Source organism: Phaeobacter sp. JH20_08, from assembly GCF_048056635.1.
In the GTDB taxonomy this organism is placed as follows: Bacteria; Pseudomonadota; Alphaproteobacteria; order Rhodobacterales; family Rhodobacteraceae; genus Phaeobacter; species Phaeobacter bryozoorum.
Genome location: NZ_JAYMVV010000011.1, coordinates 21781 through 48601, shown reverse-complemented (window position 1 = coordinate 48601; position 26821 = coordinate 21781). Strand labels below are relative to the sequence as shown.

23 protein-coding genes are annotated in these 26821 nt (G+C 62.4%); 12 read left to right on the top strand and 11 right to left on the bottom strand.

Annotation, left to right across the window (positions count from 1 at the left end; all coding sequences use genetic code 11):
• Nucleotides 1-174: 174 nt before the first annotated feature.
• Nucleotides 175-2379 (bottom strand): methyl-accepting chemotaxis protein, encoded by a 2205-nt coding sequence (locus VWY75_RS10785; RefSeq protein ID WP_416538908.1) that lies wholly within the window; start codon nucleotides 2377-2379, stop codon nucleotides 175-177.
• A 373-nt stretch (nucleotides 2380-2752) separates the two neighbouring features.
• On the opposite strand from VWY75_RS10785, the gene VWY75_RS10780 reads away from it, so the two are divergent.
• Together VWY75_RS10780 and tig are read left to right on the top strand one after the other, a co-directional pair.
• The gene (locus VWY75_RS10780; protein ID WP_416538907.1) at nucleotides 2753-3883 is read left to right on the top strand and encodes a porin; all 1131 of its coding nucleotides are present in this window, start codon (nucleotides 2753-2755) and stop codon (nucleotides 3881-3883) included.
• 242 nt (nucleotides 3884-4125) lie between these two features.
• On the top strand, nucleotides 4126-5457 hold the full coding sequence (gene tig, locus VWY75_RS10775) for a trigger factor (protein ID WP_416534167.1): 1332 nt from the start codon (nucleotides 4126-4128) through the stop codon (nucleotides 5455-5457).
• Between the two features lie 210 nt (nucleotides 5458-5667).
• Here the strand turns inward: tig and VWY75_RS10770 are convergent, their stop codons facing one another.
• The 7 genes from VWY75_RS10770 to rpsF all read right to left on the bottom strand — a co-directional run bounded on the left by VWY75_RS10770 (nucleotide 5668) and on the right by rpsF (nucleotide 11923).
• Entirely contained in the window at nucleotides 5668-6954 is a 1287-nt protein-coding gene (locus tag VWY75_RS10770; protein ID WP_416538906.1) for a calcium-binding protein, read from the bottom strand.
• 298 nt (nucleotides 6955-7252) lie between these two features.
• Complete coding sequence (locus tag VWY75_RS10765; protein ID WP_416538905.1) at nucleotides 7253-9211, bottom strand: bifunctional 2',3'-cyclic-nucleotide 2'-phosphodiesterase/3'-nucleotidase; 1959 nt, start codon at nucleotides 9209-9211, stop codon at nucleotides 7253-7255.
• A 151-nt stretch (nucleotides 9212-9362) separates the two neighbouring features.
• Nucleotides 9363-9833: a lytic transglycosylase domain-containing protein gene (locus VWY75_RS10760; protein ID WP_340545807.1), complete on the bottom strand. Its 471-nt coding sequence runs from the start codon at nucleotides 9831-9833 to the stop codon at nucleotides 9363-9365.
• 404 nt (nucleotides 9834-10237) lie between these two features.
• Nucleotides 10238-10420, bottom strand: coding sequence for a peptidyl-tRNA hydrolase (locus VWY75_RS10755; RefSeq protein ID WP_340545806.1), 183 nt, complete (start codon nucleotides 10418-10420; stop codon nucleotides 10238-10240).
• Nucleotides 10421-10689: 269 nt separating this feature from the next.
• Complete coding sequence (gene rplI / locus VWY75_RS10750) at nucleotides 10690-11301, bottom strand: 50S ribosomal protein L9 (RefSeq protein WP_340545805.1); 612 nt, start codon at nucleotides 11299-11301, stop codon at nucleotides 10690-10692.
• Between the two features lie 12 nt (nucleotides 11302-11313).
• On the bottom strand, nucleotides 11314-11541 hold the full coding sequence (gene rpsR, locus VWY75_RS10745) for a 30S ribosomal protein S18 (protein ID WP_005982441.1): 228 nt from the start codon (nucleotides 11539-11541) through the stop codon (nucleotides 11314-11316).
• Between the two features lie 28 nt (nucleotides 11542-11569).
• Nucleotides 11570-11923 (bottom strand): 30S ribosomal protein S6, encoded by a 354-nt coding sequence (gene rpsF, locus VWY75_RS10740; RefSeq protein ID WP_340545804.1) that lies wholly within the window; start codon nucleotides 11921-11923, stop codon nucleotides 11570-11572.
• A gap of 585 nt (nucleotides 11924-12508) precedes the next feature.
• On the opposite strand from rpsF, the gene VWY75_RS10735 reads away from it, so the two are divergent.
• Nucleotides 12509-13090, top strand: coding sequence for a hypothetical protein (locus VWY75_RS10735; RefSeq protein ID WP_416538904.1), 582 nt, complete (start codon nucleotides 12509-12511; stop codon nucleotides 13088-13090).
• A gap of 204 nt (nucleotides 13091-13294) precedes the next feature.
• The gene (locus VWY75_RS10730; protein ID WP_416538903.1) at nucleotides 13295-13870 is read left to right on the top strand and encodes a YceI family protein; all 576 of its coding nucleotides are present in this window, start codon (nucleotides 13295-13297) and stop codon (nucleotides 13868-13870) included.
• Nucleotides 13871-13994: 124 nt separating this feature from the next.
• Here VWY75_RS10730 and VWY75_RS10725 read toward each other — a convergent pair whose 3' ends face one another.
• Nucleotides 13995-15284, bottom strand: a complete 1290-nt coding sequence (locus VWY75_RS10725; RefSeq protein ID WP_416538902.1) for an MFS transporter — start codon at nucleotides 15282-15284, stop codon at nucleotides 13995-13997.
• Between the two features lie 122 nt (nucleotides 15285-15406).
• On the bottom strand, nucleotides 15407-16714 hold the full coding sequence (locus VWY75_RS10720) for a cytochrome b/b6 domain-containing protein (RefSeq protein ID WP_416538901.1): 1308 nt from the start codon (nucleotides 16712-16714) through the stop codon (nucleotides 15407-15409).
• 186 nt (nucleotides 16715-16900) lie between these two features.
• On the opposite strand from VWY75_RS10720, the gene fabD reads away from it, so the two are divergent.
• The 4 genes from fabD to VWY75_RS10700 all read left to right on the top strand — a co-directional run bounded on the left by fabD (nucleotide 16901) and on the right by VWY75_RS10700 (nucleotide 20445).
• A complete protein-coding gene (gene fabD / locus VWY75_RS10715) occupies nucleotides 16901-17833 on the top strand; it encodes an ACP S-malonyltransferase (RefSeq protein WP_416538900.1) in 933 nt (310 codons plus the stop codon).
• An 86-nt stretch (nucleotides 17834-17919) separates the two neighbouring features.
• Nucleotides 17920-18657 (top strand): 3-oxoacyl-ACP reductase FabG, encoded by a 738-nt coding sequence (fabG, locus tag VWY75_RS10710; RefSeq protein ID WP_340545798.1) that lies wholly within the window; start codon nucleotides 17920-17922, stop codon nucleotides 18655-18657.
• 646 nt (nucleotides 18658-19303) lie between these two features.
• Nucleotides 19304-19537, top strand: coding sequence for an acyl carrier protein (locus VWY75_RS10705; RefSeq protein WP_005982462.1), 234 nt, complete (start codon nucleotides 19304-19306; stop codon nucleotides 19535-19537).
• Nucleotides 19538-19701: 164 nt separating this feature from the next.
• On the top strand, nucleotides 19702-20445 hold the full coding sequence (locus VWY75_RS10700) for a 1-(5-phosphoribosyl)-5-[(5-phosphoribosylamino)methylideneamino] imidazole-4-carboxamide isomerase (RefSeq protein ID WP_340545797.1): 744 nt from the start codon (nucleotides 19702-19704) through the stop codon (nucleotides 20443-20445).
• Nucleotides 20446-21177: 732 nt separating this feature from the next.
• On the opposite strand, the gene VWY75_RS10695 is transcribed toward VWY75_RS10700, so the two are convergent.
• Nucleotides 21178-22125 carry a PilZ domain-containing protein gene (locus VWY75_RS10695; RefSeq protein WP_416538899.1) on the bottom strand — a complete coding sequence of 316 codons (948 nt, stop codon included), beginning with the start codon at nucleotides 22123-22125 and terminating at the stop codon, nucleotides 21178-21180.
• Nucleotides 22126-22454: 329 nt separating this feature from the next.
• Here VWY75_RS10695 and fabF point away from each other — a divergent pair, with 329 nt between their 5' ends.
• The 4 genes from fabF to VWY75_RS10675 all read left to right on the top strand — a co-directional run bounded on the left by fabF (nucleotide 22455) and on the right by VWY75_RS10675 (nucleotide 26770).
• Nucleotides 22455-23720 (top strand): beta-ketoacyl-ACP synthase II, encoded by a 1266-nt coding sequence (gene fabF / locus VWY75_RS10690; protein ID WP_340545795.1) that lies wholly within the window; start codon nucleotides 22455-22457, stop codon nucleotides 23718-23720.
• Nucleotides 23720-24874, top strand: coding sequence for an endolytic transglycosylase MltG (mltG, locus tag VWY75_RS10685; RefSeq protein ID WP_340546325.1), 1155 nt, complete (start codon nucleotides 23720-23722; stop codon nucleotides 24872-24874). The genes fabF and mltG overlap by 1 nt, the downstream gene beginning before the upstream one ends.
• Nucleotides 24875-25164: 290 nt before the next feature.
• Nucleotides 25165-25506: a recombinase gene (locus VWY75_RS10680; protein ID WP_340545794.1), complete on the top strand. Its 342-nt coding sequence runs from the start codon at nucleotides 25165-25167 to the stop codon at nucleotides 25504-25506.
• Complete coding sequence (locus VWY75_RS10675) at nucleotides 25478-26770, top strand: DNA-packaging protein (protein WP_416538898.1); 1293 nt, start codon at nucleotides 25478-25480, stop codon at nucleotides 26768-26770. The genes VWY75_RS10680 and VWY75_RS10675 overlap by 29 nt, the downstream gene beginning before the upstream one ends.
• Nucleotides 26771-26821: the final 51 nt, after the last annotated feature.

Sequence of the window (26821 nt, the reverse complement as noted above, 5' to 3'; positions counted from 1 at the left end):
TTGGCGGATATGATGAAACGCCCGGGTTGGCGGGCGTTTCAGGGGGCAGGTCAGGGGGCAGCAGGTCAGGGGGCGGAACTGGGCTCATCAGACTGCGACACCGGTCGTTGACGCCTTGGCCAGCCTCAGGTCCGACCGCAGCGCCAGCTGGGGCAGTGCGGTCAGACCGTCTGATCAGGCGGATTGGGCGTAGGCCATATCCTCATCGTCATAGGCCGGTTGCTCCCAGCTGTCGGCGATGGGTTCAGCATCGCGGTGTCCGGTGCCGGAAGGGCTGATGGTAAAGCCGGAGATCGCCCGGACCAATGTCTGCGCCTCCTCGCGCAGCATCTGACCGGCGGCGGCGGTCTGCTCCAGCATGGCGGAGTTCTTCTGCGCATTCTGGTCCAGGGAGACGACGGCGGTGTTGACCTCTGACAGACCATTGGACTGCTCGACCGTGGTGGCGGCGATCTGCTCAACCTTGCCGACCACCGCTTCGACCGAGCTTTGGATCGAGGCCAGCGCGGTGCCGGTCTGATCGACCAGTTTCACGCCCTGGGCAACCTCGCGGGTGCTGACCTCAATCAGCGCGTTGATCTCCTGCACGGCGTCCGCAGAACGCTGTGCGAGGCCGCGCACCTCGGAGGCGACGACGGCAAAGCCGCGGCCTGCTTCTCCCGCGCGGGCGGCCTCGACCCCGGCGTTCAGCGCCAGCAGATTGGTCTGAAAGGCAAGATCTTCGATCAGGTCGGTGATCTTGGCGATCGCGCCAGACGAATCCTCGATCCGCTGCATGGCGCTGATGGTCTGGCTGGCCAGTTCGCTGGTGGAGCGCGCCTGGGCAAAGGCGTCGCGCACGATATCCTTGGCCTGATCCGACCCTTCGGCGGTGCCGCGCACGGTGTCGTCCAATGTCTGCAGCGCAGCGGCGGTTTCTTCCAGGGAGGCGGCGGAGGTTTCTCCGCGGCGCGAGGCGTCCTCGGCGGCGGCCGCAATTTCTGCGGCGGTGGAATTCAGCACCTCGCTGCTGTGCGACAGTTGCCGCACCATGCTGGTGAGGCTGTCGCTGAGGTTGTCGACCGCATCGGCGATTTCCTTGAAAATCCCCTTCTGGCCGTCGGGCATGCGCTGCGTGAGGTCTCCTGCCGCCAGCGTGTCGAGCACCTGCCGGATATCGCCGAGGCCACCCTCTGCCGCGTCGCCGATGGCATTCACACCGCGGCCCAGATCCGCAAAGGAGCCGCTGGCGTCCCCGATCTGCAACCGTTTGGAAAAATCTCCGGCAGCGCAGGCGCTGATGACCTCGGCAATTTCGCGGGTCAGCTTGTCCTTCATCTCATTGTCGGCGCGCAGGTCCTCCACGGCGGCGGCAATGGTCGAGACCTCTTTGATGCGCGACTGCGGCGCCGGAGTGGAGAAATCGCCCGCCATGATCTTTTGCAGCACCAGATTGACCCGCGACAGCGGACGCGAGATCCCGATGGCAAGGGCAAATGCCACCACGACAAAGACCCCAAGACCGCCAAAGCCTGCCTTCATAGCATTGGCATTGGCGGTGGCGATGGCCTCGGCGGCGCTGGCATGGATCCTGTCCAGCCGGGCCGAGGTGAGGTCGTTCATCTTGGCCAGGATCGGCGCGCTAGCGGTTTCGATTTCATTCAGGGCCTGATAGTGGCCGTCGATCACCTTGGTCTCCTCGGCATAGGCGTTGAAGGAGTTCTGATAGGCGGTCAACAGGCTGCCGATCCGGGCCCGCTGCGAGATGTTCTTGTAATAGCTGCCGGGGAACGCACGGAATTCATCCACGCGGGCGTTCAGCCGGTCGATGTATTTTGTGTCGTGGCGCATGATGAAATCTTTCTCATGGCGCCGCATCATCAGCATCTTCACCTTCATCTCGGGCTCTGCGGTGTCTTCCAATGCCTTTTCGATGCTCCGCACAGAGCTGCGCAGCGCCCCCTGAAGCCCGTCGGTCTCGTCAAAGCCCAACCGCTCCTGGCTGGCGACCACGTCGGCAAACCCGGCTTCATAGGCGGCGATTTCACTGGCCAGCAGGCTCAGCGTCTGTGCAGCCTCACTCATGTTATCCAACTCGGTGATCTGCATCCTTGCAGTCTCCAGCCGGTTGCGCAGATGCGCCATGGTCTCAGCCTGGGTGGCGATCACCTCCTGGCTCGGCTTCAGGCGAAACCCCATCTCAACAATGCGGGCGTTCTGAAAATCGCTGCTGGCCTCGGCGAGGGTCTTTGCAAACCCCTCCACGGCGACCACTTCAGTCTCGATCCCCGTGCGCAGCTGATCGGTGTATCGCGACAGGGCGATGAGCGCGAACATGACCGCGCTGGCCAGAAAGACGATCAGAAAGATGGCCGTCTTGATGGAAGTTTTGAATCTCATAGTCTGGGTACCTGCTTTGTCGATCTGCCACAGCTAACGAGTGCCCCTTAATAAACTGTGGAAATCCGCCGTTTGACGGCATGTTTCACTGAATATTCCACCAAAATGTCGACGTTTTCTGGGGGGAGCGATGTTCCCGCCCGATTGGTCAGCCTGAGGCAGCTGGGCGGCGCAGAAATTCCGGACCGATCGGCGCGATGCCGCGCAGCGGGTGATCACAATCGAGCGAGAATTCCGCCCACAGCTGGCAAGGGAACCGGCGCGGCTTATTTCAAGAGTGCAGCACCAGAAAATCGCGTGATAGCACCTGTGACAGGTCGGCCTCTCAGGGATGGAGAGGGAGCCGCCCTGAACAATATTGGAGCATCTCCTCATGAACACCAAAATTGCCTCTCACCTTGGGGTGACAGCCCTGATGTCCGGTCTTGTTGCCGGGCTGGCGGTTCCCGCCTTTGCCGGGCCCACCTACGAGAACAGCTCCGGCGGCAGCTTCCGCTACTATGGTCAGTTCAACCCCTCGTTCCAGTCGTTCGACGATGGCAGTGACGATTTCAGCACGCTGGTGGACAACGCCAATTCCAACTCGCGCATCGGCTTCTGGCTTGAACAGCCCTTTGGCGAGAACACCCTGCGGTTCAATTTCGAAACCGCTCTTGGGCTGCGCTCCTCTGATGGGGTGAACCAGAACGGCCGTCCGCAGAACATCAGCTGGGACCGTACCCGGATCCGCAAGGTCGATATTCAATACGCAACACCGCGCTACGGCACCTTCTCCTTTGGTCAGGGTTCGATGGCCTCTGACGGGCTGGCGGAATCCGATTTCTCCGGCACCAGTGTCATTCAGACGTCTGCCATCGGGGATTCCGCTGGCGGCTTCCTGTTCCGCACCTCCACCGGTACGCTGTCAGGCGTCAACATCGGCTCGGCCTTCCGCAGCTTCGATGGCGGGCGGCTTGGCCGGGTGCGCTATGATACGCCGGAATTCAGCGGCTTTACCGTCTCGGCCTCTTACGGCGAAGAGATCCTGCGCTCAAATTCCGACCGCGAAGCCTATGATATCGCCCTGCGGTACAATAACGACGATCTTGGTGATTTCGCCATTCAGGGCGCGCTGGGGGCGGTCTGGAACGAAAACGGGCCGGGCACCAAAACCCGCGATATCGTGGCCTCCTTTGCCACGCTGCACGAACCAAGCGGAGTCTCGCTTGCGGTTGCGGCAGGGGATCGCGACACCGGCGGCGATTATGCCTTTGCCAAGCTGGGCTATACCGCGAATTTCCTGGCCGTGGGCGCGACCTCCTTTGCCATCGATTATTATGACGGCTCGGATATGGTCACCAGTGGCGACAACGCTGAATCCTGGGGCGTTGCAGCGGTGCAGAATTTCGACGGTCTGAACCTGGAAACCTATGTGGCCTACCGCGACTATTCCTACGCGGACACCTCTGGGACCAGCTATCAGGACAGTTCCTCCATCATGGCAGGCGCCCGCTGGAAGTTCTGATCGCCAGCGCCAGGGCAGGGCGATCCGCTGCGCCCTGAACGGTATCCGCGCAATCGGATTATGGAAAACACGTCCTTTGGGGCGTGTTTTCTGTTTTCGGGGCCAAAAAACGCCGCAACCGGCGCTGACCGGGCGGCTGCGGGGGCAATCCCTCTTGCGCCGCCGCGCTTGTGCAAATAGAAGGCCACAAATTGTCTGGGGGAGCGCCCGCGCGCGCGCCCCGAATCTCTATGGGGAATATGATGCAGGTCACCGAGACGCTGAACGAAGGTCTGAAACGCGGCTACGCGATCACCGTTACCGCCGCCGAGCTGGATGCGAAGGTCAATGAAAAACTCGTCGAGGCACAGCCCGAAGTCGAGATGAAGGGCTTCCGCAAGGGCAAGGTTCCCATGGCGCTGCTGAAGAAGCAGTTCGGCCAGCGTCTGATCGGCGAAGCCATGCAGGAAACCATCGACGGTGCGATGAACAAGCACTTCGAGGAAAGCGGTGACCGTCCGGCGATGCAGCCCGACGTCAAGATGACCAACGAAGATTGGAAAGAGGGCGACGACGTCAACGTCGAGATGTCCTATGAGGCACTGCCTGAAATCCCCGAAGTTGATCTCTCCGGCGTTGAGCTGGAAAAGCTGGTGGTCAAAGCAGACGACGCCGCAGTTGACGAGGCGCTGGCCAACCTGGCCGAGACCGCCAAGGAATTCGAAGCCCGCGAAGAGGGTGCTGCCGCTGAAGATGGCGATCAGGTTGTGATCGACTTCGTCGGCAAGGTAGACGGCGAAGCCTTCGACGGCGGCGCAGGCGAAGACTACCCGCTGGTGCTGGGCTCCAACTCCTTCATCCCCGGTTTCGAAGACCAGCTGGTCGGCACCAAGGCAGGCGACGAAAAAGACGTCACCGTCACTTTCCCCGAGCAGTACCAGGCCGAGCATCTGGCCGGTAAGGAAGCCGTATTCACCTGCACCGTGAAAGAGGTCAAAGCCGCCAAGGCAGCAGAGATCAACGACGAGCTGGCGAAGAAATTCGGCGCCGAGGACCTCGCCGCGCTGAAAGGTCAGATCTCCGAGCGTCTGGAAGCAGAATACGCCGGTGCGGCCCGCGCGGTGATGAAGCGTGGCCTTCTGGACAAGCTGGACGATCTGGTCTCCTTCGACCTGCCGCCCTCGCTGGTCGAAGCCGAAGCCAAGCAGATCGCACATCAGCTGTGGCACGAGGAAAACCCCGAGGTTCACGATCACAACCACGGTGAAATCGAGCCGACTGACGAGCACAACAAACTGGCAGAGCGCCGCGTCCGTCTGGGCCTGTTGCTGGCCGAGCTGGGTCAGAAAGCCGAGGTCGAAGTGACCGATGCGGAAATGACCCAGGCCATCATGAGCCAGGCACGCCAGTACCCGGGCCAGGAACGCCAGTTCTTTGAGTTCATCCAGCAGAACGCTCAGATGCAGCAGCAGTTGCGCGCACCGATCTTCGAAGACAAGGTCATCGATCACATCGCCGAGCAGGCCAAAGTGAGCGAGAAAGAAGTGTCCAAGGACGACCTGCAGGCCGCAGTCGAAGCTCTGGAAGAAGAATAAGTCAGATCCCGGATCCCGCCAGGCGCGGATCCGAGGTGTGCCAACGCGCAAGGCCGTCCCCTAAGGGGGCGGCCTTTTTGTTTGGCGGTGAGCGCGGGGCGGAGTAGGAGCGGTCTAAGGCATAAGAAAACCGCCGTGGAGGCGAACTCCAGGGCGGTTGTCTGATCACTCGGTTGTCAGATCACACGATGGTCTTGCGGTGGTGCCCGCTCAGAACAGAAAGTTATCGGAACTGGCCAGTTCCTCGACGGTGATATTTTCAACCGTGACCACAACGTTGTCAAAAGACATCACGACGTGATCACCTCTGGTCGTAAAATCGATCTGATTGATGCTCTGTGCTCCGCTGAGGATGTCGATCTTGTCCGTGCCCAGTTCAAAATCGCGGATACGGGCGCGCCCGTGGTTGCTGCCGAAGGCAAATGTGTCGGCCCCATCGCCCCCGATCATCAGGTCGTTACCACCCTGACCAAACAGCAGGTCGTTGCCATTGCCGCCGATCAATGTGTCATTGCCCGCACCGGCGCGGATCGTGTCGGCCCCGTGCGAACCGTTGAGTTTGTCATCGCCGCCCTGGCCAATCAGCCGGTCGCGCCCGCCGCCACCGCGCAGATCATCATCACCCGCGCGGCCTGCAAGCCGGTCGTTGCCGCCGCGCCCTGACAGCAGGTCATTTGCATCGGTTCCATCCAGAATGTCCCGGCTGACGGTGCCCAGCAGGGTTTCACCAACCAGGACGGGCTCGCTTGGCTGCGGCTCGCCCATGTCCAGCGGTGCGGTGCCGCCTGCCTTGCGATCCTGCCAGAAGGCAATCAGCGCGTCGGCCGTGGGGCTGTCGTAACCGCCGAAATCTTTCACGTATTTCAGGATCGAGGTGCCGTATTCATCGGTCGAGGCGGTATCGCTCAGCAAGAGCGTCGCCAGCCCCGAAGCACCGCGCAGATGCGCCGCAGCCATCAGCCCGGTCAGCGAGAGGGTAACATCCACCATGGCGCCATTGACATCGCGATAGGTCACGGTCTCGCCGACAAAATCGCTGATGCTGCGCCCCTGCCGACCGAGATAGTAGCTCAGCATCTCGAAGTTATAGCCAAACGCCTCATTGATGGCGGTGTCCTGTGCGGCGTGGGATTTGAAATCATCCAGGCTGTTGACGCCATTTTTCCCGGTCCAGGTGCCATCCCAGCGGTTGATGGTATCACCGCCCAGGTAGTAAACGTCATCCTGATAATAACCGAGGTCAATCAGCAGCGCCTCGCCGAACTGATAGCCGACAAAGCCCAGCGAATTGGTGGAGTGATAGGCCATGTCCCGCCATTGGGTGTCGCTCAGCTGGCCCCAGCTGCTGAGGCCGGGATAGAAGCTGCTGACCGGCGCGCCGACCCATTGCGTCAGCTGCGCGTCGCTGATCTGCCCCGCATTGTAGCGGTCCCGGTCCCAGCCCGATTCAAACGCCAGAAGCGCATTTCGAAAATCGTTGAAACTGCCGTTTGGCATCGGAACTGCTCCTCTTGCTCATCAACCGTCTTGATGCGGGTCGCTGTTGTGCAGCGCTGATCGACACCTCGCATGTCGGAAAACTCTGCCGCAAGAAGGGGGCGGAAATTTGGCAAACAAATGCCTAAAAAGCAGTAAGGAGAGCGCAAATTTGCTCGAAATTTGTAAAAATTAACCTTTAGGGCGCCCCTCAATAACTTGTGTGCAAGCGGGGCGTGTGCGCCTAAATATGCCGCCCGACCAAGTTTGGCCGGGCGGCGAGAATCATTTCATTTTGCACAAATCGGAAACAGTTTGTTCACAGCGCAATTCTGTAGCGTGCAAAGCCATCCGGCCCTTCACCCGCAGGTTCAATTGCAATGCTCTCGACACTGTCCACATAGGCCGCCGCCTTGGGGCCGGTGTCGAACAGCACCGAGGTGTCCGCCAGCGGGGCAAAGCGCCAGTTGGCATCGGCGCGCGGGCTGATGGTGCCCTTCTCGACGATATAGCGCACGATCACATCGCGGTTGGTGTCCGGTCCCTCGAACACGATGGTATCCCCCATCGCGCCGGGGAAGGCACCGCCACCGCCAGCACGATAGTTGTTGGTGGCGATAATGAACTCCTGTGCGGGATCGATTGGCGCGCCGTTGAACTCCAGATTGACGATGCGGTTGGCGTCGGGACGCTCCAGCTCCCCCTTCGGTCCGAACTTCGAGGGCTGCGACAGGTCGATCTGATAGGTCACCCCGTCGATCACGTCAAAGTTGTAGCTCGGGAAGGCGGGATTGAGCAGCACCTGATCGGCCTCGCCGGGGGTAATCTGGTTGAACATGCCGGCAGAGCGTTCCAGCCAGTCCTTAACCTGCGCGCCGGTCACCCGCACCGCACGGGCGGTGTTGGGGTAGAGGTAGAGGTCGGCGACATTCTTGATCGCCACATCGCCTTTTGGAACGTCGGTGTAATACTCCGCACCACCGCGGCCGCCGGCCTTGAACGGGGCCGCAGCTGACAGGATCGGCAGGCCTTCATGCTCGGTGCCCTTCAGCATCTGTTCGATATACCAGGTCTGCGCAATCGACACGATCTGCACCGAGGGATCATCGGCGACCAGTGCAAAATAGCTGTGCAGCGGTGCATCGGTCTTGCCGACCGCGCGGCGGACATATTGCAGCGTCTCATCATGTTCTTTCTGCGCAGCTGCCAGCACCGCAGGGGCACTTTCGACCAGGGCGGTGATCGACCGGTCCTCTTCGCGCCGCGAAATCGGGCGCGCCTCCGAGGCATGGCCCACCACGCGCCAGCCGCTGCCGTCCCGCTCCAGCATCAGGTCGATCAGACCCATATGGCTGCCCCAGAAACCGCCCATTGTGGCGGGGGTTCCGTGGATGGTGCCCTTGTCGACATCCACCCCGGCAAAATCCGCATAGGTGGAGGAGGGGAAGACCAGATGCGAATGGCCGGTCATGATGGCGTCGATGCCCTCGACGGCCGCCAGCGGCACCGAGGCATTCTCCATCCCGTCGGTCTCATCGGCGCTGCCGATCCCGGAATGTGACAGGGCGATAATGATGTCGGCGCCTTTTTCCTTCATCTCCGGCACATAGGCGCGGGCGGATTGCAGAATGTCGCGGGCCTGCACATTGCCTTCCAGATGGCGACGGTCCCAGTTCATCACCTGCGGCGGCACAAAGCCAATCAGCCCGATCTTGATCGGATGACGGTTGCCCGCGCCATCGGTCAGCTCGCGCTCCAGGATCACATAGGGCGGCAGCAGGGTCTTGTCGTCACGCGGGCCGGCACCGGTGGATGTGGCGACATTGGCGCAGACCACCGGGAACTCGGCCCCGGCGAGGGATTTCATCAGGAAATCCAGCCCGTAGTTGAACTCATGATTGCCCAGCGTCGAGCCGTCAAAGCCCACGGCGTTCATCGCCTGGATGACCGGATGGGTGTCGCCTTCCTTCATGCCGCGCTCATAGGCGATGTAATCGCCCATCGGATTGCCCTGCAGGAAGTCGCCATTGTCCAGAAGCAGCGAATTGGTCGCCTCGGCGCGAATATCGCCGATCAGCGAGGCCGTGCGCGCCAGCCCGACAGTGTCGCGCGGCTTGTCGGCGTAATAATCATAGGGAAACACATGCACATGCAGGTCGGTGGTCTCCATCAGGCGCAGATGCACCTGATTGGAAGCCGCCTGAACCGAAAACGGATGCAGCGCGATCAGACCGGCACTGCCAGCCAGAAAGGACCGGCGATCTAGTTGAATAGGCATTTTTCACTCCGACGTCTTTTTATTACAGACATCCATGCTAGCAGAAAAACGCCTTCGGTCACGTGACAGTTTTGCGCTAACAATCCGAGTGGCAAGCTGCCGCGTAAGATATCATAACTCTTTGTGATATCGTGGTTTTCAAGCGGTCTGATCAGGGGCGCAGCCCGGTTTCGCGCAACATGCCCCGCCGTTTTGCGGCATAGTAGTAGCCGCGCGAATAGTGTTTTACCGCCTGATCGTAGCTGCCATCGGAGAGGAGCCAGGCCCCGCGCAGATATTTCACCGCATATTTCAGGTTGGTATCCGCATCCAGCAGATCCTTCGGCTTGCCGCGAAACCCCATGGAGCGGGCAGTGGCCGGCAGGATCTGCAACAGCCCGTAGTAGGGCCGGTTGACCGCCCAGGGCCGATGGGTGCTCTCGCGGATGGCAAGGCGATGGACCAGCGGGCGCGGCACCTCATAGTGGTCGGCCCAGAAATTGATCTTGCGGCGAAGCTCCGGCGTCTCGTTGGGATAGAGCGGCGGCGTTGCGGCGCGCTCGGTTGCGGCGGGTGCCTCGCCACAGGCGGCAAGGGCCAGCGGGCTGAGAATAATGGCCAGAGCCGTTCTGCGATCAATCATGGATACTGCCTGTCTAAACCCCGAATACGCCGGATCGGCGGCAGATTAGGGCGCGCCTGCGGCTTGGGCAAATGGCGCGGGAACCCATCGGCGGATATCCCCCGACCGTGGCAGGCTGTCCGATGATCGCCCGCAATCCCGGGCCATCAGCCGGGATTGGACCCCCGGCGCGGCGATCCGCATGACCGGTCAGGGTGCGCCGGCCAGGGCGGGCGCTGATGGATCAAATTTTAACGGCTAAGAATTTGTCGGCGCTGATCGACTGCCGCATGATCCACGCGCGCATGAACCGGGCCTTGCCCTGTCCCAACACGGCTCCCGTGCCTGCGGCCCGATTGGGACGCCCATGCAAAGGGGCTGCGGGGGCCGAGCCTTCGTGGCCCCGTCTGCAACGCCCGCATGGTTCAGGGTTGGATCACCCGGTCAGGGTTGTGCCGGGTCAGCTCGGCGGTGATCAGCTCCGGTGGCACCAGATTGCTGATCGGTTCACCCCTGTATTTCGGGTTTTCAAAGCTGAAGTTGCGCAAGAGCCGCAGCAGCAGGCGTCGCCGCAGCGCCGTTTCTTCCCGGATCAGATCCTCTTCCATGCTTACCCCCAGACGCCAGACGCAGGCCTGGCACGACAGTCACAACCACACGTGCGCACAAACACGCGCTCCCGGAGCGATCGCTCAGGGCGGGATCTAGGCTTGCAGAAACCGGCAAAGACGAGGTTACCCGCGCCGCAGTTTCTGCGGAGAGTTTGAGGCGATTTTGATCTGTCAGCAGCGCAATCCAGCTGCGGCCGCCGCAGATATGAAAAAGGCCGCCCCGATCCGGGGCGGCCTCTCTCGATCTCGGATAGATCCAATGCCGATCAGGCGTTGGTCTCTTCGTCGTCTGCGGCCGGGGCTGCATCGTCGTCGTCGGATGCGGCAGAGCCGATATCGTCGAACAGTTCGGAGATTTCGAATTCAGCAGCGGCTTCTTCTTCAGCGGCCAGCTCTTGAATCGATTTGCCCGAGGCTTGCAGCTCAGCTTCTTCGACCGAACGCGCAACGTTCAGTTTGATCTGAACTTCGACTTCAGGGTGCAGCTTCACAACAACGCTGTGCAGACCCAGTTCCTTGATCGGCGAAAGCAGGGCAACCTGCTTCTTGTCGACCGAGAAACCTTCTGCGGTGGCGGCTTCTGCGGCGTCACGGGGGGTGACGGAGCCGTAGAGGGCGCCAGCGTCAGACGCGGAGCGAATCACGATGAACTGCTGACCGTCCAGCTTCTCTGCCAGAGCTTCCGCTTCTTTCTTGGTTTCCAGATTGCGCGCTTCGAACTGCGCTTTCTGTTCCTCAAAACGAGCGATGTTGTTCTGCGACGCGGTCAGCGCCTTGCCTTGCGGCAGCAGGAAGTTGCGAGCATAGCCGGGCTTTACGTCCACGACTTCGCCCATTTGGCCCAGTTTGGCCACACGTTCCAGAAGGATAACTTGCATGTGCTTATCTCCTTACTTCACGGCGTAGGGCAGCAGGGCGAGGAAGCGGGCGCGCTTGATAGCACGGGCCAGTTCACGCTGCTTCTTTGCCGAAACGGCGGTGATGCGCGACGGCACGATCTTACCACGTTCGGAAATGTAGCGCTGCAGAAGACGGGTGTCTTTGTAGTCGATTTTCGGCGCATTGTCGCCCGAGAACGGGCATACTTTACGACGACGGAAAAACGGTTTGGCTGCCATGGTTTAGCGTCCTTTTCTCAAGCGTTGATCAGCGGCGCTCACGACGCGTGTCGCGCTCATCGCGCTTCTGCATCTGAACCGAGGGGCCGTCTTCATGTGCGTCAACCTTGATGGTCAGAACGCGCATCACGTCATCATGCAGGCGCATCAGACGCTCCATTTCCTGGATCGCCGCTGCCGAAGCATCGGTCTTCAGGAAGGAGTAGTGGCCCTTACGATTTTTGTTGATCTTATAGGCCATCGTCTTGACGCCCCAGTACTCGCTGTCGACCAGCTTACCGCCGTTGTCGGACAGAACAGCACCGAAATGTTCGATGAGGCCTTCAGCTTGCGAGTTGGACAGGTCCTGACGCGCAATCATGACATGCTCGTAGAGTGGCATGTGAACTCCAGTTTTTGTCTAGGCGCATTTCATAGACGGGGCGGTTGTCCCTTCCGCTGCCCTGTCACGAGAGTCTGCGCGGATCGAAAATGTCGCGGAAGGAAGCCCCCATATACAGGCTCAGACCAAAAGGGCAAGGCCCGTTTCCCGCCGCGTGCCCCTCTGCACCCACGTTGCCAGTGGTCGCTGGGGTTTGATCCATATCCTGTGAACCAAATTTTAGCAAAATTATGCAAAGCTGAGCATGCAAAGCTGAGAATGGGCCACGGATCCGACAGGGCGAACCTCTTTCGCCAGCGGCCCGATCAGACCCCGCGCGCTAGCCCGGAGGGGTCAAGACGGAAGCGGGGGCAGGGCGGCTGCATCTGCATATGCCCTGTTGAGGCCCGTAGACGAAAGGGCTGCCCATCACGGCGGAGCACGGCCCGTATTTACCGCAACTCCGCCCCATTTCAGCCCCAATGCTGGCGTCAATCTTGGTTAATCAAATGTTAACCATCCCGCCAGTCACAGACCAACAGGCGCAGCAGGCGTCACAGGCAAGGCAGGACAGACAGACCGCGTTAAGAGTGAAAGGGACCAGAGATGAGCATCCTCGAACCAACCGAGATCGGTTTTCAGCCCATGCAGCCGGGTCGATTTGGCAAGGTCATGCGGCGCGCGTCCTCTCAGTCTCCTGCCGCCAGACGGCTGGCCCATCTGGCCCGGTCGGCACCAATGAACCTTCAGATGCAGGCCAACTGGCCGGTCCGCTCGCTGCTGCTGCGCATTCTTGGGGGCGGTATGGTGATGGGCGCCACCGGCCTCTGGCTGCTGCCTGACGCAGGTTTCGATCCGCAGATGTCGCTGATCCGGATCGGGATTTCCGTGGCCTTTCTGTTTGTCGGCCTGATCCTGCTGACCTCGCATCACCCCGACAGCCAGCCGGAGGCCTGTTTCGACCCGATCCGGCGCGAGCTGAGGATCCTGCGCAAGACACGGCGCGGCGCACCGCGGATTGTCCTGCGGCGCAGCTACAGCAGCCTTGGCGGCGTGCGCCTCTCCGCCCATGCCATCTCGGTTCTGGATATCGACGGCGCAGTGCTGATGGAGCTGCCGATCGACAGCACCGAAACCCGCCTGCGGCTGCGCGATCAGCTGAGCGGCGCCCTGCCGATCTTCAGCTAGGCGCTCCAGATCTCTGGCCGAACGCCTTGGCCCGCCGCCACCGCCTGCCGACATCACAACTGCGCGAGAACCGGCCTCTGTGCGTCAATGCGGCTTGGGTTGTTCATCTGAACACAGATAGTGTTGGCTTTTGCGGGCTTTCCTTTCTGATGACAAAGTCTTCAACTGGGAAACGAAGTCACACGGTCCAACGGAGCCAAGATTATGAAAACCACTCTCTTTGCCGCCGCCCTGATGGGGGCCGCCGCCACCACCGCCTTTGCCGCCCCTGAAGCCTACAAGCTGGATTCGAGCCACAGCCAGGTGGTGTTCAGCTACAATCACCTTGGTTTCTCGACCACCTACGGCATGTTCTCGGGGTTTGAGGGTGAAATCGCCTTTGATCAGGAAAACCCCGAAGCCTCCAGCGTCTCGGTGTCGATGCCCGCGCAATCCATGCTGACTGGCTGGGAAGCGCGCTTTGACCATTTCATGTCAAAGGATTTCTTTGGCGCCGATGATGCGGAGATGATCAGCTTCAAATCCACCGGCATCAAGGTAACCGGCGAGAATACCGCAGAAATCACCGGCGACCTGACCCTGAACGGCGTCACCAAATCCGTGGTTCTGGACGCCAAGCTGAACCAGGTCGGCGAACACCCGATGGCGGGCAAGCCCTGGGCCGGTTTCGACGCCACCACAACCCTGCTGCGCTCGGACTACGAGCTGGGCAAATTCGCCCCCTTCGTCAGCGACGAGGTTGAGGTGAAGATCTCGGTCGAGGCGATGAAGGCCGAATAACCAGACCGCACGGCGGAGGGATCACCTCCGCCACCTACCGATCCAGAACCGCCGCCCCTTGCCGGGTGGCGGTTTTTTTGTCCCTGTATGTTCGTCCCTCTACGAGTGGGCGCGCACCCGTCAGCTATTCGGCGGCTGCCGCCAGCCGTCTGACCAACACCAAGATCAGCATCATCGCAATCACCAGAAACACCGCACCGACGACCCAGGCGACCGGTGTCGAGTAGATATCGGCGACAGCTCCGGCCAGAATCAGGCCCGATGCGGCCCCCAACTGTTGGATCAGCGACCGCAAAGACAGCATGGTCGAGCGTTGACCGTCGCCAACGCAGCGATGCAGGATGCTGCTGGCCGGGGTTTCGCAAACCCCCAGAAACACGGAATAGAGGACAAACACCGTCACAAAGCCGACGATGCTGCCTTGCAGCGCCAATGCGATCTGAACCCCTGCCAGACAGGCAAAACCTGCCGCCAGCGTCATGGCGTGCCGCCGTTTGAAAATCCGGCTGATGGGCACGGACAGGGACGCGCCGAAAGCGATGGCGAAGAAATAGCTCGCAGTGACGATACCGATGACGGTGTTTGCATAGCGCTCGTCCAGCATCGGCTTTGCATGGGTCGGCCAGATCACCTCAACAGGGTTGGTCGCCATCAAAAAGAACGCCAGCGCTGCCAGAAGGATCGACAGAGCCGGATGTCTGAGGGCCAGACGGCTCGCGTCCCCGATCACCATCGGTACATTCGCAAAGCCGTGCTTGAGAGCCGTGGCGCTCATCGAGCGCGGTGTTTCGACAATGGCCAGTACCGTGAAAACAAACACGCCCGACATCACGACGACGCTCGCAAGGTAGGACACATCATAGATGCTGAACCCAAGGCGTTTTGCGACCTCGCCGCAGAGATCGGGCAGAAGACCTCCCAGAATGGCGCCAATCGCCAAACCTACGGCATTGGCCCATTGCGCTTTGGCCAGTGCGGGCTGGACATCGACATTTGGGGCGGCGGCTTTGAAGGTTTCAACAAACCAGGCATCCAGCGTGCCCGACCGAAGCGCGCGGCCAAAGCCGATGAATGCAAACGACAGCGCCAGAACATAAAAATCGCTCGTAGAGAGAAAAAGCACGAGCGAGATCAGGCTGGCGACAACCGCCGTCAAGAAGACCGGCCTGCGCCCGATGCTGTCGGCAATGCCACCAAACGGCAGCTCCATCGCCATCGTCGTGAGCGCGTAGATCCCGAAGAGAAACGAGATCTGCAACAGGTCCATGCCCCGGTCGGTCAAGGCCAGAGCAACCACGGCAACCGTCAGCCCCATCGCAAAACGGTCAAGGAACTGGTGTATCTGAAACACGCGAATGTGCCGTCGCGCCGACGGGTTCAGTGCCGCAAAAGAGAACTCGATTTCGGTGGCCATCTTCGCAGCATCACCGGTGCTGCCGCGCGGCACAATACCTTAAGTGGGCCAGAACCTGCGGGACTATATGTCCCCATGGGGGGCACGCGGCGGCCATCCCCCCTGATCTGTGCCCACATCCGTCAGGGGGCGGCGCGGCTGGCGGTCAGGTCGACAGCGATGGTCACCGCATAGGCAAGCGAGCTTTCGTCCTGCACGCCCTGGCCGATGTTGAAATCCAGCCGGTTCACTTCGGCACTGCCGGACATTGTGGCGGTGTCACCGTTCAGATCCAGCGTGAAGGGCAGGCGCAGCGGCACCTCCTGATCGCGGATCCGCAGGGTGCCCTCAGCGATATATCCTTCCGCCAGCTTCTCGATCTCGGCGCGGAACTCTGCGGTGGGATAGGTGGAACTGTCAAAGTAATCCGGCCCCATCGCCTGATCGGTGACAGATCCGAGCTTCAGCGAGGGGATCGCCACGGTGACGGTGACCGCGCCGGCGGGGCCGGGGGCGGCAGGGTCCTCGAAATCAATCACTGCCTGCCAGCGGTCGAACTGGCCGCGCACCTCGCTGCCCATCTGCACGATGGTGAGCGCCAATGTGCCATCCTCGACCCGCCAGTTGCCGGCCGTGTCAGACGCCATCGTTGCGGCAGGATCGCCGCCATCTGTGGTCTCGGATCCAGCCTCATGTGCGGTGGCGCCCGGCGCGCCATGGCTGTGCGGCGCATAAAGGCCGAAGGCGCCGCCGCCGGCCAGCACCAGGACCCAGATCGCCAGCGCCACCAGCACCGGCGCCGCCCCATGGGGGGTCTGCTCTGGCACCGTCACCTCCGGCGCGCGTCCTGGCAGCATCCGGCGCAGCGTGGCGTCGCGGTCGATCACCTCATGTTTCAGCGCCCCGGCAATATGCAGCCCCAAAGCCACCGCAAGGGTCCAGACAAACAGCCAGTGCAGCCCGCCAAACACCGCCGCCAAGGTTTCAGATTTCGCCACAAACGGCAGGTTCTGACCAAAGGGCCACCAGATCGGCGCAAATCCCGTGGTTGCGGCGTGATGGATCCAGCCGGTCAGGGGGGCCGCCACCAGCGCCCCGTAAAGCAGCCAGTGCACCACCTCCGCCAACAGCGTCTCGGCCCGCCGCTCCGGGTGCAGTGGCACTGGCTTGGGCTGGCTCAGCGCCCAGAGAATGCGCAGCAGCGCGGTCAGAAACAACGCCAGCCCCAGGGTCTTGTGCAGTGAAAACAGCAGCGCCGCGCGGGTCAGCGTGGCCTGTGCGCCGTCAAACTCCGGGCTTTGAATATGGTGCGCCAGATCATTGGCAAAATAACCAAGCGGGAACACCGCCAGCATCAATAGGGCTGTCAGCCAGTGAAAACCTTTGGCAACGCTGCCATAGTGGCGGGCGGTATTCTGGCGAAGCGCGGGGGCGCGGGCAGGGGAGGACACGGGCGATGAGACCTTCTCATAGGGGGCGACAGGAATACCCTATCCCTTCAGCAGTTTGACACAACACGCATCTCTGTCACCTGATGCACAGGCTTGGTGCGCCCGCGCGAAGGCTGTGCTTGTACGCAGCGTCACCTGCGTCTAAACCCGGTGCAACGCAGATGTGCAGAGAAGATGAGGTCTCAGATGACAATTGCATTCGTGTTTCCAGGGCAGGGCGCGCAGACCATCGGGATGGGCAAAGCCCTGGCCGAGGCCTATCCGGCGGCCAAAGCGGTCTTTGACGAGGTGGATGCCGCACTGGGAGAGGCGCTGAGCCAGCTGATCTGGGAGGGCGATATCGAAACCCTGACCCTCACGCAGAACGCCCAGCCGGCGCTGATGGCGACCTCGCTCGCCGCCATGCGCGCGCTGGAGGCTGAGGGTGTCAGCATCGACAAGGCGGCGTTTGTCGCCGGTCACAGCCTTGGCGAATATTCCGCATTGGCCGCAGCCGGGGCGATTTCCGTCGCCGACACCGCGCGCCTGCTGCGCATTCGCGGCAAGGCGATGCAAAGCGCCGTGCCGGTCGGCGAGGGCGCGATGGCCGCCATTCTGGGGCTCGACCTCGAGGCGGTGCGCGCCGTTGCAGAAGCCGCCGCACAAGGCGAGGTCTGTCAGGCCGCCAATGACAACGACCCCACTCAGGTCGTGGTCTCCGGCGCCAAGGCCGCCGTTGAACGCGCCGCTGAAATCGCCAAGGAAAAAGGCGCCAAACGCGCCGTGATGCTGCCGGTCAGCGCGCCCTTCCACTGCGCCCTGATGCAGCCTGCCGCCGATGTCATGGCCGAGGCGCTGGCCGGGGTCGAGATCACCTCTCCTGCGGTTCCGCTGATCGCCAACGTCCGCGCGGATGCGGTCACCGATCCGGCTGAAATCCGCCAGCTTCTGGTCGAGCAGGTGACCGGCTCTGTGCGCTGGCGCGAAAGCGTGCAGACCATGGCCGCCAAAGGCGTGACCGAATTCTGGGAAATCGGCGCGGGCAAGGCGCTCTCCGGCATGATCCGCAAAATCGACCGCAACCTGGCCTGCCGTCAGATCGGCACCGCTGAGGACGTGGCAGCCATCACCGCGGGCTGAACGCGGAAATTTCATTAATATTCCGGCCCGTTGTCTTCCAAAGAAAACGGCGAACCGCGGGCCAGGGATGAGACAAAGGAAATCATATGTTTGATCTGACTGGAAAAACCGCCCTCATCACCGGGGCATCTGGTGGCATTGGCGGCGATATCGCCCGCGCCCTGCACGCCGCTGGCGCCACCGTGGGCCTCTCCGGGACCCGCGAGGCTCCGCTGCAGGAACTGGCGGCGGAACTTGGCGAGCGCGCCCATGTGCTGCCCTGCAACCTCTCCGATGCAGAGGCGGTCGAGGCGCTGCCGAAACAGGCGATCGCGGCGATGGGCTCGGTGGATATTCTGGTCAACAACGCCGGCATCACCCGCGACAATCTGTTCATGCGGATGAAGGATGAGGAATGGGCCAGCGTGCTGGAGGTGAACCTTACCTCGACCATGCGCCTGTGCCGGGGTGTTCTGCGCGGCATGATGAAGGCGCGCTGGGGCCGGATCATCAATATCTCGTCCATCGTGGGGGCCACCGGCAACCCCGGTCAGGGCAATTACGCCGCCGCCAAGGCCGGTATGGTCGGCATGTCCAAATCGCTGGCCTATGAGGTCGCCAACCGCGGCATTACGGTCAATGCCGTGGCTCCCGGCTTTATCGCCACCGCCATGACAGACAAGCTGAACGACGCCCAGAAAGACGCGATCCTGACCCAGATCCCCAGCGGTCGGATGGGCACCCCGGAGGAAATCGCCTCCGCCGTTTTGTATCTGGCCAGCGCCGAGGCAGGCTATGTCACCGGCACCACCCTGCATGTGAACGGCGGCATGGCCATGCTGTGATCCCGGGGCGCGATCCGGGCTGCAACCGGGGCCGCTGAGACCCCGGTTAAGCTTTGCGGTGACGCCGAGTCACCTGGTCCCGCCGCCGGTCCTCCGGTGGCGGGTTTTGCGTTCCGGCCGCCGCGTCAGATGTGGCCTCTATGCCTCAGGCCGGGGGGATTTTCGGTGCCGCCAGCGCGGCATCGCACAAGATTGGTCGCGGGGCTTTGCGATCCCGCCCCGCAGCTGGCCCGGTTATCCGGGGCGAAATACGGCCATCCTCAGGATGGATGACGAGCTGAAAGTCGCTGCAAAATAACGGAAAATGACCTGCGGCGGTGAGGGGTTGCGTAAAAATATGCACCACAAGCCTTGCATGTGGCTGCGGCTGTGGCCAAATGCTCACCCTGTTGCCTGAGCCTCAGGCGACAGGCCCCGGGCAGGCGGGTGCAGTGATGCTGCGAAACCGTTTGCCTCTGCGTCGGTCTGTGTTATAGGCGGCGCATATTCGCCATCTGCGGGTCCATGCCGGACCGGCAGGGGCGGTTCCGCTATGCGGGACACGACCGCCCGCATCGGGCACAACCACGCCGCCCCGAGCGGGCAAGGGCAGAACCGGGCGAATGCCTGACAACCGGGCGAATGCCTGAAAAGATGAGGAATTGACATGAGCGACGTCGCAGACCGCGTAAAAAAGATCGTTGTGGAACACCTGGGTGTTGAAGAAGACAAAGTGACCGAGAACGCGTCGTTCATCGATGATCTGGGCGCAGACAGCCTGGACACCGTTGAGCTGGTTATGGCCTTCGAAGAAGAGTTCGGCATCGAGATCCCCGATGACGCGGCCGAGACCATCCAGACCTTTGGCGATGCGGTGAAGTTCATCAGCGAAGCTTCCTGATCCCACCCAATCGGTGACGATCACAGACGGCGCTTTCCGGGCAGGAAGGCGCCGTTTTTCGTTTCTGGACGTTTCCGACCTCCGCGAGGTCGGGTTTTCTCCTTAGGGGTGATCGGTCTCCGTGCTAGCCTTGGCGAAACTGCCGACGACAGGAGGGCATTGCGATGATGATCTACCCCACGATGGAACTGAAGGACGGCCGCTGCGTGACGCTGGACAAGGGGCGGCTCGACACCGCCATGATCTGGCACGTGGACCCGGTTGCCACCGCCTGCGGCTTTGCTGCCGATGGTGCCGAATGGATGCATCTGACCGATTTTGATGCCATCGAAGGCGACAACCGCAATGCCGAGCTGGTGGAGGAAATCATCCGCACCGCCGGTATCCCGGTTCAGCTGGGCGGCGGTATGCGCTCGCGCGAGCATATTGAGCATTGGATCGACAAGGGCGCCGGCCGTGTGGTGGTCGGCACGCTTGCCGCCCGCGACCCCGAACTGGTGCGCACGCTGACCCGTCTTCACCCCGATCAGATCGTGCTGGCGGTGGATGTCTGGCAGGGGCAGGTGATGACCGACGGCTGGCGTCAGGCCGGCTCGTTTACGCCCGAAGCCTTTATCGACGCCTTTGCCGATTGTCCCTTTGCGGGCATCATCATCACCGATATCGAAAGCGATATGACCGATGTCGAGGCGCAGCTGGGGCTGATCGCAGGGCTGGCGGAGAAAGCGCGCACGCCGGTGATCGCCAGCGGTGTGGTCCGCACCGCCGATGACGTGGCGCGGCTGAAATACATCGGTTCGATCTCCGGCGCATTGGTCGGGCGGGCACTGTTCCGCAAGACCCTGACCGTGGCGGAGGCGCTGGAGGCGGCGCGCCCCACGCGTGAGCCAGTTGCCGAATTCCGCTAGGTCGGCGGCACGTCTCGGGCGGCACTGCTGCCGCATCAACCAATGGGCTGCGGTGTCGTCAGGACTGCGCAGCCCTGTTATTTCAGCGCAGCCTGCGTGTCTTGGCTGCCTTGGGGAGCGGGCAGGCCGGCGTGGGTTTGCAGCACAGGGCGCATGACCGGCGCGGCTGAGCTGGTGCGGCGCTGTCTATACAGGATCCGGTCGAAACCGCTGCCAATGGACCGGAATTGTCGAACCGACCTCTCGACGCCGCCGATGCACCGCTGATCGCGACATAAGCGGGCCGGAGCTGTGGTCTCTGCCTGAAATTGACCAAACCGGCGCGCGCGCTTCCTGCATGGTCTATACCGGCGGAAGATCTGTCTGCTTCGCCGACTGATTGCGGAGCAAAGCACGTCCTGCCCCAATGGTCCGCATCTGCCACCATCCGGCACCAACCGCCACCATCCCGCTACCACAGGGCTGCCACCGGTTCGCGAGGTCGGCTCCGCAAGGCATCGCACGTGGGATCTGTCTGCATATTCGCGATCATGGCCGCGATCATGGCCCGCCAGGCGCCAGCCAGACGCCCGTCCGCCGCCCGCGCGCGCGATCTTTGCCGCGCGATCTTTGCCGTTTCGCCGCGACCGGGGACCCGTGATAGCAGCCGAGCCCAAGACAGGCCGACCCCCTTGTGACATCATCACGACGAAGGACCACGCCGCAGAGTGTCGCTCCGGCCATGCCGATCCGTCAGCCAGACACCGCGCCATGTGGTTCAAGCTCGGCAGGCGTCCCGTCGCGCCCGAACTCCCGTTTGGATTTTCTGGGCGCCCTGCGAAAACCCGCCAGAGCCTTCACCATATCGCGTGAAAGACGCTCCTTGAACTGCAGGCCAAAATAGTTGGCGTTGCACCATTGCACCCGACCGTGAAGATTTATCTGCGGCGCATCGCCGGGCAGGTCCAGCACGATGATATCCCCGGCGCCGAGGCGCGCTGCGGATTTGACCTTCGCCCCCTCCTGACTGATGTCCAGCAGGGTCGCCGCAACCCCGTTATCATTGTTGTGCACAAGGGTGCAGTCCAGGTTGCAGGTATGGCGCTTGCGGCGGCGCCTCAGCGTGGTCATGCGCCGTTCAAACAGCACAAAACACAGCGCTCCAAGCGCCACCAGACCCAGTGAACCGGCCGCCGCGGTGGTGCTGGAAATCTGTCCCAGCGCGGGCAAGGCGCCAAGGCCGCCGCCATCCTGCCCGCTACTGCCTGCACGAGAGCAGGGCATACGCGCCAGCTCCCGGCGATAGGCCGCCAGGGTTTCACTGGCAAAGAGTTTGACAGAGGCCCGTTCCGCATGGCGCCGGTCCTTCAGCGCCAGGACCCGCAGCAGGCTGCGGTGCTGGGCAATCAGGTTATGGGTCGCCTTCAGCAGATCGTCCATCTTTTCTCTCTGCATCGCGAGATGCAGCTCGGTCTTTGATGTCTTTGCCAGCAACCGTTCCATTTCCTGCACGGCGGGCGAATTGCTGCCGGTGCGCAGGTAGTCGAGAAAATCTTCACCGGCGAGCGTCAGCGTCATCAGTTTGTTGAAGACACGGCATTCGCGGGCGGCCAGCGGTTCAGCGCCAAGCAGCAGGCTGACCAGCAACAGCAGCGCAAATACGCCCAGCCCCCACATGCGCGAAGGGCGGCGGTGTGCCATCCGCCGAACCCTTCGTAGATCAGGATCAGGTGACGCAGGGCGTCCAAACAAGAACTCTATGTGCACCATTCACATCTTGCCCCACAGCCGCTGACCTTGGATCCTGCGCCCCGTCTGTTGGGCGCCGCATAGTGGTTCGCAGGCGCGCCATATCGGTACTGTCGCGACTACGAAACCAAAGAACAACCAAAAGGTACATTATCCAAGTTAACCGCAATCTAAGGCTGTCATTAAATTATCGCAAAACAACCGGAGACCACCGGCTCTTGCACCTCTGCGCCAATCCAAGCTATTTGGAGTCAAATTGCCGAGGCAGAGGAGTGCAAGAAATGCGTCGAGTAGTAGTTACCGGACTGGGCCTGGTCACACCGCTGGCAAGCGGCGTCGAAGAGACCTGGTCGCGGTTGCTGGACGGTCAGTCCGGGGCGGGTCCGATCACGCATTTTGATGCGGTAGAAAGCGGTGTCGCCACCACCTACGCCTGCGAAGTTCCGCGTGGCGACGGCAGCGATGGGACCTTCAACCCCGATGATTGGGTTGTCAAAAAAGACCAGAAGAAGATTGATGATTTCATCCTCTATGGCATTGCCGCGGCTGATATGGCCGTGCGTGACGCCGGCTGGACACCCGAGGACGAGCAGAGCCGCCTGCGCACCGGCGTGATGATCGGCTCCGGCATCGGTGGCCTCAGCTCGATCGCCGACACCGCGGTGATGATCAAGGAAAAAGGCCCCCGCCGGGTGTCGCCCTTCTTTATCCCCGGCGCGCTGATCAACCTGATCTCCGGTCAGGTCTCGATCCGTTTTGGCTTCAAGGGGCCGAACCACTCTGTTGTGACCGCCTGTTCGACCGGTGCCCATGCCATCGGCGATGCGGCCCGTCTGATCAAATCCGGCGACGCCGACGTCATGATCGCAGGCGGCGCCGAGGCGGCGATCTGCGAAATCGGCATTGCCGGCTTCAACGCGTGCAAGGCGCTGTCCACCAAACGCGCCGATGACCCAAAGGCGGCCTCGCGCCCCTATGACGCCGACCGCGACGGTTTCGTGATGGGTGAGGGCGCCGGCATCGTGGTGCTGGAAGATTACGACCACGCCAAGGCCCGTGGCGCCAAGATCTATGCCGAGGTGCTGGGGTATGGTCTCTCCGGCGATGCCTACCACATCACCGCTCCCTCCGAGGACGGCGAAGGCGGCGAACGCTCGATGCGCGCGGCGCTGGCCAATGCGGGGCTTGAGCCGAAGGACATCGACTATATCAACGCCCATGGCACCTCGACCATGGCCGATACCATCGAACTGGGCGCGGTTGAGCGGATGATGGGGGATGCGGCGGGTAAGGTCACCATGTCCTCGACCAAATCCGCCACCGGCCACCTCCTGGGTGCGGCTGGCGCGATTGAGGCGATCTTCTCGATCCTGGCGATCCGCGATCAGGTGGCACCGCCCACCATCAACCTGGACAACCCGGCCGTTGAAACCGCTGTCGATCTGGCCCCGAACCAGAAACGCGAGCGCGAGATCAAGGTGGCGCTGTCCAATTCCTTTGGCTTTGGCGGCACCAATGCGTCGGTCCTGTTCGGAAAGCCTGAGTGATGTGGCGCAACCTCGCCTCAAACATGCTGACGGTCCTGGTGGTGATGCTGTTCCTTCTGGGCGGCGTCATCCTCTGGGGGCAGTCGCAATATACCTCCGAAGGTCCGCTGGACAGCGCGATCTGCCTGCGGGTGCCGTCCGGCAGCACGATGTCTCGGGTCAGCCGTGATCTGGAGAGCCAGGGCGCGATCAACTCCGGCCCGCTGTTCCGGGTTGGTGTGCGCTACGCCGAGAAAACCGATGCGCTGAAGGCCGGCAGCTATCTGGTGCCCGCAGGGGCCTCGATGGCCGAGATCGTCGATCAGATCACCCGCGGCGGCGCCAGCAGCTGTGGCACCGAAATCGTCTACCGCGTGGGCGTGACCCGCGTGCTGGCCGAGGTGCGCGAGCTGGACCCGGCCACCAACCGCTTTGTCGAGCGTGCGGAATTTGTGCCCGGCGTCGATGAGGTGCCCGCTGTCTACGAAGAGAAGAAAGCCGATGCCGACACCCGTTACCGCATCGCGCTGGCCGAAGGCGTGACCAGCTGGCAGGTGGTCGAATCGCTGAAAGCCATGGATATCCTCGACGGCGATCCGGGCACGCGCCCGGCGGAGGGGATGCTGGCACCCGACAGCTATGAGGTCTCCCCCGGTGATGACCGCGCCGAGATCCTGGCCGAGATGCAGGAGCGCCAGGAGCTGCGCATCAACGCCGCCTGGGAGGGCCGCTCGGACCGCGCAGCGGTTACCAGCCCCGAAGAGATGCTGATCCTTGCGTCGATCATCGAAAAAGAGACCGGCGTGGCAGAGGAGCGTGGGCAGGTCGCCTCGGTCTTCACCAACCGGCTGAACCGCGGGATGCGGCTGCAAACGGACCCGACGGTGATCTATGGTGTTACTCGGGGCGAGGGTGTCCTCGGGCGTGGCCTGCGCCAGAGCGAACTGCGCCGGGCAACCCCCTGGAACACCTATGTGATCGAAGGGCTGCCGCCGACGCCAATCGCCAACCCCGGCATGGCCAGCCTTGAGGCGGCGGTGAACCCCGATCAGGGCGACTACCTGTTCTTCGTCGCTGATGGCACCGGTGGCCACGCCTTTGCCGTCACGCTTGAGGAGCACAATCGCAATGTCGCCAAATGGCGCGAGATTGAAGCGCAGGGCAACAGCAACTAGGCGCAATCCAATCATGGATCAGATCTGAAAGGGGACGCTTCGGCGTCCTCTTTTTTGTGCGGTGCCGTTAACCTTATGGTAGGTTAATCTGAAATTTACTTAACAAATCCGGCAGCTTGCGTCCGATACTTCAGGTTGCCAACTTTGACTTTTGCGCTGGTTTGTGGCAGGGTTCACAGGCAGCTGGGAAATTGGCAGATCCGCCCGCAGGACGCCCGATCATGGATCGCGCTTGTGGGGCGGCCTTGCGATTTTCCGAACGGAGGTCCCATGACTATGAGGCCCCAACCATGAGCACCTATACCCCGGAAAATCGGCTGGCAAAGACCGCCGATCTTCTTTTCTCCCTCCATAACTCCATCGAACGGCTCCGGCAGGAGGCCGAGCAGATGCTCGAACGGCTTGCCTGCGATGCAGACGACGCCGGCAGCGCGCCGCGTATCGCCAAATTGGAAAGCCTGATCCGTGACAGCCAGAAAGTGGAGAAAACCCTTGTCGAACAAAGTGAACAGCATCAGGCCGCAGCCGGGCTCGACATCGACGCCGCCCGCAGTGAAATCGAAGAGCGGCTGGCTCGCCTGCGCGCCAGTTTCGACGCAGAAGATGTTTCTGGACCGGCTCAGCGACCATGACCTCTGTGCGATGCCCTATGTCTTTGATCTCTGGGCGCTGCCGCACCAGCTGCCGCCGGCGGGGGACTGGCGCAGCTGGGTCATCCTCGGCGGACGCGGGGCAGGCAAGACCCGCGCCGGCGCCGAATGGGTGCGTACGCTGGCCGAAGGGGCAACACCGCTGTCCGCTGGTCGCGCCCGCCGCATCGCCCTCCTCGGGGAAACCTACGATCAGGTGCGCGACGTCATGGTCCAGGGCGACAGCGGCATCCTCGCCTGCACTCCCCGCGACCGCCGCCCGACGTGGAAAGCCACCGAACGGCGGCTGATCTGGCCCAATGGCGCCACCGCCCAGGCGTTTTCGGCCCATGACCCTGAGGCGCTGCGCGGCCCGCAGTTCGATGCCGCCTGGGCTGATGAGCTGGCCAAATGGAAACGCGGGCAGGACAGCTGGGACATGCTGCAATTTGCGCTCCGGCTGGGGCAGGATCCGCGCGTCTGCGTCACCACCACACCGCGCAATACCGGCGTGCTGCGAGACCTTCTGGCCAGCCCCTCCACCGTGCAGACCCATGCCGCGACCGAGGCCAACCGTGCCAATCTCGCCGCCTCCTTTATAGCCGAGGTGCGCAGCCGCTATGCCGGGTCACGGCTAGGCCGACAAGAGCTGGACGGCATCCTGTTGCAGGATGTCGATGGCGCGCTCTGGACCAATGCCGGGCTGGTTGCGGCGCAGATCGCAAAGGCCCCGGCACTGGACCGGGTGGTGGTGGCGGTGGACCCGGCGGTGAGCGCCGGCAAACACTCCGACGCCTGCGGCATCCTCGTGGTGGGTGCCACGCTCACAGGCCCGCCGCAGGACTGGTGCGCCTATGTGCTCGCGGATTGCACGGTGCAGGGCGTCGGACCGCTGACCTGGGCGCAGGCCGCCATTGATGCGCGCGACCGCTACAGCGCCGACCGGGTGGTGGCGGAGGTCAATCAGGGCGGTGCCCTGGTCGAAAGCCTGCTGCGCCAGATCGACCCGCTGGTGCCCTTTACCGCGCTGCACGCCAGCCGGGGCAAGGGGGCACGGGCCGAACCGGTCGCGGCGCTTTATGAACAGGGCCGGGTGCGCCACCTGCCGGGGCTTGGCGCGCTGGAGGATCAGCTCTGCCAGATGACCCCGCGTGGTTATCTGGGGCAGGGCTCACCGGACCGGCTGGATGCCTTGGTCTGGGCGGTGCAGGAGCTGATCCTGACCCCGGCGACCCGTCACAGGCTGCCCCGCGCGCGCATGTTATAGGCGGGCCACCGGCCATCAAATCAGACGCAAAACGCCCGCAGTCCTGCGGGC

Bases quoted from the DNA above. Each gene is read 5' to 3' on its own strand.
- VWY75_RS10785 (WP_416538908.1), bottom strand. From the start codon at position 2,379: ATGAGATTCAAAACTTCCATCAAGACGGCCATCTTTCTGATCGTCTTT.
- VWY75_RS10780 (WP_416538907.1), top strand. From the start codon at position 2,753: ATGAACACCAAAATTGCCTCTCACCTTGGGGTGACAGCCCTGATGTCC.
- tig (WP_416534167.1), top strand. From the start codon at position 4,126: ATGCAGGTCACCGAGACGCTGAACGAAGGTCTGAAACGCGGCTACGCG.
- VWY75_RS10770 (WP_416538906.1), bottom strand. From the start codon at position 6,954: ATGCCAAACGGCAGTTTCAACGATTTTCGAAATGCGCTTCTGGCGTTT.
- VWY75_RS10765 (WP_416538905.1), bottom strand. From the start codon at position 9,211: ATGCCTATTCAACTAGATCGCCGGTCCTTTCTGGCTGGCAGTGCCGGT.
- VWY75_RS10760 (WP_340545807.1), bottom strand. From the start codon at position 9,833: ATGATTGATCGCAGAACGGCTCTGGCCATTATTCTCAGCCCGCTGGCC.
- VWY75_RS10755 (WP_340545806.1), bottom strand. From the start codon at position 10,420: ATGGAAGAGGATCTGATCCGGGAAGAAACGGCGCTGCGGCGACGCCTG.
- rplI (WP_340545805.1), bottom strand. From the start codon at position 11,301: ATGCAAGTTATCCTTCTGGAACGTGTGGCCAAACTGGGCCAAATGGGC.
- rpsR (WP_005982441.1), bottom strand. From the start codon at position 11,541: ATGGCAGCCAAACCGTTTTTCCGTCGTCGTAAAGTATGCCCGTTCTCG.
- rpsF (WP_340545804.1), bottom strand. From the start codon at position 11,923: ATGCCACTCTACGAGCATGTCATGATTGCGCGTCAGGACCTGTCCAAC.
- VWY75_RS10735 (WP_416538904.1), top strand. From the start codon at position 12,509: ATGAGCATCCTCGAACCAACCGAGATCGGTTTTCAGCCCATGCAGCCG.
- VWY75_RS10730 (WP_416538903.1), top strand. From the start codon at position 13,295: ATGAAAACCACTCTCTTTGCCGCCGCCCTGATGGGGGCCGCCGCCACC.
- VWY75_RS10725 (WP_416538902.1), bottom strand. From the start codon at position 15,284: ATGGCCACCGAAATCGAGTTCTCTTTTGCGGCACTGAACCCGTCGGCG.
- fabD (WP_416538900.1), top strand. From the start codon at position 16,901: ATGACAATTGCATTCGTGTTTCCAGGGCAGGGCGCGCAGACCATCGGG.
- fabG (WP_340545798.1), top strand. From the start codon at position 17,920: ATGTTTGATCTGACTGGAAAAACCGCCCTCATCACCGGGGCATCTGGT.
- VWY75_RS10705 (WP_005982462.1), top strand. From the start codon at position 19,304: ATGAGCGACGTCGCAGACCGCGTAAAAAAGATCGTTGTGGAACACCTG.
- VWY75_RS10700 (WP_340545797.1), top strand. From the start codon at position 19,702: ATGATGATCTACCCCACGATGGAACTGAAGGACGGCCGCTGCGTGACG.
- VWY75_RS10695 (WP_416538899.1), bottom strand. From the start codon at position 22,125: ATGGCACACCGCCGCCCTTCGCGCATGTGGGGGCTGGGCGTATTTGCG.
- fabF (WP_340545795.1), top strand. From the start codon at position 22,455: ATGCGTCGAGTAGTAGTTACCGGACTGGGCCTGGTCACACCGCTGGCA.
- mltG (WP_340546325.1), top strand. From the start codon at position 23,720: ATGTGGCGCAACCTCGCCTCAAACATGCTGACGGTCCTGGTGGTGATG.
- VWY75_RS10680 (WP_340545794.1), top strand. From the start codon at position 25,165: ATGAGCACCTATACCCCGGAAAATCGGCTGGCAAAGACCGCCGATCTT.
- VWY75_RS10675 (WP_416538898.1), top strand. From the start codon at position 25,478: ATGTTTCTGGACCGGCTCAGCGACCATGACCTCTGTGCGATGCCCTAT.